Origin of the sequence: Desertihabitans aurantiacus, assembly GCF_003344635.1 — a bacterium.
GTDB lineage: Bacteria > Actinomycetota > Actinomycetes > Propionibacteriales > Propionibacteriaceae > Desertihabitans > Desertihabitans aurantiacus.
This window is the reverse complement of record NZ_QPKK01000318.1, coordinates 1-3,767: the sequence shown is the minus strand read 5'-3', so window position 1 is coordinate 3,767 and position 3,767 is coordinate 1. Positions and strand designations below refer to the sequence as shown.

Sequence of the window (3,767 nt, the reverse complement as noted above, 5' to 3'; positions counted from 1 at the left end):
GGTCGGGACGGGCGGCGGGGCGGGTGGGCTCGGGCACGGGGTCAGCCTGCCATCCGGGTGACCCGCTCAGTCGACGGCGGCGCCGCCCGGTTGGGGCGCCGTCTGGCCGGTGACCGCGCCCTGCGGTGGGATGGTGGCGGCCTCCTCGGCGGCCTCCGCCTCCCCGGGTGCGGGGGCGCTCTGCTGGTAGGCCCGCGACAGCCGGCGGTAGTAGGGGCTGGCCAGCGCGGCGAGGGTGGCGACCACACCCAGCGCCCCGGAGACCACGAACACCAGCGCGATGCCGCGGTCGGCCCCGGTGCCGAACCAGCCGCCGATCAGCTGCGCGCCGCGGCCGTCGGTCATCCAGGGGATGACGGCGAGCTGGGTGATCGGCCCGATGAGGAAGGCCGTCAGCGGGGAGGCCGCCTGCTCGATGCTCTGGGCGAAACCGAAGACCCGGCCCTGGCGCTCGTACGGCACCACCCGCTGCAGGATGGTCTGCTCGGCCGCCTCGGCGAACGGCATCGCCAGCATGTAGACGAACATGGCGACCGAGAGGATGACGATCGAGGACCGCAGCGGGAAGAGCATGGTGATCGTCCAGGCCAGCAGGTTGACCAGCAGCAGCAGCCGCAGCGGGTTGCTCCCCAGCCCGACCCGGGCCACCAGCAGCCCGCCGATGATGACCGCCGTGCTCAGACCGCCCCAGAGGAAGCCCCACACGTCCACCGGCACGAGGTAGAGGCCGTAGGCGTCCATCAGCGCCATGAACGCCCCGCCGAGGAAGTTGTTGAAGCAGGTGAAGGCGATCAGTGCCGGCAGCCCGGGCACCGAGCCGACCAGGCGCATCGTCCCGCGCAGGTCGACCCGGCCGGTGGCCTCGTCCACCACGCCGGTGGCAGCCGCGCCGCTGGTGCCGTCCTGCTGGGGTGCGATCTCGCGCTCGGGCAGGGTGATCGTCTGCAGGTGCACCAGCCCGGCCACCATCATCACCGCGCCGAGCAGCAGCACGTAGAGCATGCCGCCGGCGGCGACCAGCACCCCGGAGATCACGGAGGTGACGAGGAAGGAGACGCCGGTGGTGGTGCCGACCAGGCCGTTGGCGCGGTCCCGGGTCTCCGGCGGGATCAGCAGGGTGACCAGGGTGGGCATCGCGATGGTGCGCAGGTTGCCCACCATCACCCCGCCCATCACCACCACCACGAACACCCACAGCAGCGGGCTGGCGACGTCGGAGAAGGTGCCCTCGGGAACCAGCAGGTAGAGCGCCAGCGCCGCCCCGTAGAAGGCCAGCGAGAGCAGCGAGGACACCTGCATCACCCGGATCTTGTGGTGGTGGTCCACGACGCTGCCGAACCAGATGCCGGTGGTGGCGGTGGCGAGCACGAAGATGCCGGCGATCATGCCGGTCGCCAGCACCGACTCGGTCTCGAGGAAGATCCAGAAGGTGATGCCGAACCAGACCGTCATGTTGATGACGGCGGCCACGGCGGTGTTGGCCAGCAGGTGGGCGAAGGTGCGGCCGCGGCTGCTACGCAGGTCGAGCCGCGGTGCGGTGGGAGTGTCGTCGGGCCCGGTCGCGGGCCCCTGGCTGCTGCTCATGTGTCCTCCAGCGGGCGTGTGCTCGGGGGGTTGACCGGCCTCACCGCGTGGACTCATCGGCCGGCCCCCTCCGGGCAGGGCAGCAGCCTAGGACCGGGCACCGACAACCGTCAGGACGTTTTCCATCCCGCCGCCGGCGGCCCCGGCTGGGCCGGTGTGGAGGTCCGTGCTGTGATGTGCCCCGTGCCTCCTCCACCCGCCGCCGCGACGACCCTCGACTACCCGGTCTCCCAGCACACCCTGGCCAACGGCCTGCGGGTGGTGGTCAGCCCGGACACCGCGGCGCCGGTGGTGACGGTCAACCTCTGGTACGACGTCGGTTCCCGGCACGAGGTGCCCGGACGCAGCGGGTTCGCCCACCTGTTCGAGCACGTGATGTTCCAGGGCTCGGCGAATGTGGCCCGCAGCGAGCACATCGCCCTGGTGCAGGGCTGCGGCGGCACCGCCAACGCCACCACCTGGTTCGACCGCACCAACTACTTCCAGACCGTGCCCGTGGGCGCCTTCGAGCTGGCGGTCTGGCTGGAGGCCGACCGGCTCGGCACCCTGCTCGACGCCCTCACCCAGGAGAGCCTGGACAACCAGCGCGAGGTGGTGAAGGAGGAGAAGCGGCAGCGCTACGACAACGTCCCCTACGGCGACGTTCTCGAGCGGATGGTGGCGCTGACCTTCCCCGCCCACCACCCCTACGGCCACACCACGATCGGCTCGATGGCCGACCTCGACGCGGCCTCGCTGGACGACGTCCGCGACTTCTTCCGCACCCACTACCTGCCCAGCAACGCCGTGCTCACCGTGGTCGGCGACGTCACGGTCGAGCGCGCGCTGGCCGTGGTCGAGCACGAGCTGGGCGGGCTGAGCGACGCCGTCCGCCCGCCGCACCCGCGGCCGGCGCCGCTGCCGCCGATCAGCGGCGAGCCGCACCAGGAGGTGCGGGCCGATCTGCCGGCCGACGCCGTCCACCTCAGCTGGCGGCTGCCGGCCCTCGACACCGACGTCTTCGACGCCCTCGACCTCGCCCTCGGCGTGCTCGGTGACGGCCAGACCGCCCGGCTGCACCAGCGGCTGGTCCGCCGCGAGCAGCTGGCCGAGTCCGCCACGGCGGCCTCGCTCGGCCTGATCGGCGGCACCTCCTTCGGCTACCTGGCCGCCCGCGCCCGCGACGGCGTGGCCATCGACCGGGTCACCGACACCCTGCTCGCCGAGCTGGAGCGGCTGCGCGCCGACGGCCCCACGCCTGAGGAGCTGGAAAGGGTCAAGGCCCAGCACGAGCGGGCCTGGCTGCAGGCGCTGAGCCGGATCGACGCCCGCGCCGACCACCTCGGCCGGGCCGCCACCCTGCTCGGCGACCCGACCGAGGTGAACCGACGGGTCGCGCGGGTGCGGGCGGTCAGCCCCGACGCGGTGCGCCAGGCCGCCGCGGCCTGGCTCGACCCCGCGCACCGTGCCACCCTCGTCCACCTCCGGGAGACCCGATGACCAGCACCGCGAGCACCCACGCACCCACGCCGCCCGCGGTGCTGCCGCCGCCGCGGTGGCGCTTCCCCGAGCCCACCGCCGACGTCACCCTCGAGAACGGGCTGCGGGTGCTCTGGTACCGCGTCCCCGGCCAGTACGTCCTGGCCGCCACCCTCGTCCTGCCGCTGCCGCTCAGCGCGGAGCCGCCGGCGCTGGAGGGCGTGGCCACCATCACCACCCGCACGCTGGACGAGGGCACCACCGCCCACCCGGGTGAGGAGTTCGCCGAACGGCTGGAGGCCTCCGGCGCGGCCTTCGGCGCCTCGCTCTCCCTCAGCGGCCAGCAGCTGATGCTGGACGCCCCGACCACCCGGGTGGGTGAGGCGCTGCCGCTGCTGGCCGAGGCCCTGCGCTCCCCCGAGCTGCGCGCCACCGACGTCGAACGCCACGTCGCGCTCCGGCTGGCCGAGATCGAGCAGCTGGAGGCCAACTCGGCCCGGACCGCCGACCGGTGGCTGCGCCGCCGGCTGTGGCAGCCCGGCTCCCGGGCGCACCGGCTCAACGGCGGGGAGCCCGAGACGGTCGCTGCCATCACCCCCGACGACGTCGCCGCCTTCCACGCCACCATGGGCCCGGCCGGCGCCACCCTGGTGCTGGCCGGCGACCTGCCCGAGCCGCCGGTCGACCTGGTCGCCGCGCACCTCGGCGGCTGGGACGGCGGCCGG

3 protein-coding genes are annotated in these 3,767 nt (G+C 73.9%); 2 read left to right on the top strand and 1 reads right to left on the bottom strand.

All coding sequences use genetic code 11. The features are described from left to right. Positions 1-66: 66 nt before the first annotated feature. Entirely contained in the window at positions 67-1,584 is a 1,518-nt protein-coding gene (locus tag DVA66_RS18105; RefSeq protein ID WP_114561295.1) for an MFS transporter, read from the bottom strand. 183 nt (positions 1,585-1,767) lie between these two features. On the opposite strand from DVA66_RS18105, the gene DVA66_RS18100 reads away from it, so the two are divergent. Both DVA66_RS18100 and DVA66_RS18095 read left to right on the top strand, forming a co-directional pair. Next, the gene (locus DVA66_RS18100; RefSeq protein ID WP_232822051.1) at positions 1,768-3,063 is read left to right on the top strand and encodes a M16 family metallopeptidase; all 1,296 of its coding nucleotides are present in this window, start codon (positions 1,768-1,770) and stop codon (positions 3,061-3,063) included. Continuing rightward, positions 3,060-3,767 (top strand): M16 family metallopeptidase (locus tag DVA66_RS18095; RefSeq protein WP_198671919.1); only part of this gene is annotated, 708 nt, incomplete at its 3' end. The genes DVA66_RS18100 and DVA66_RS18095, both read left to right, overlap by 4 nt.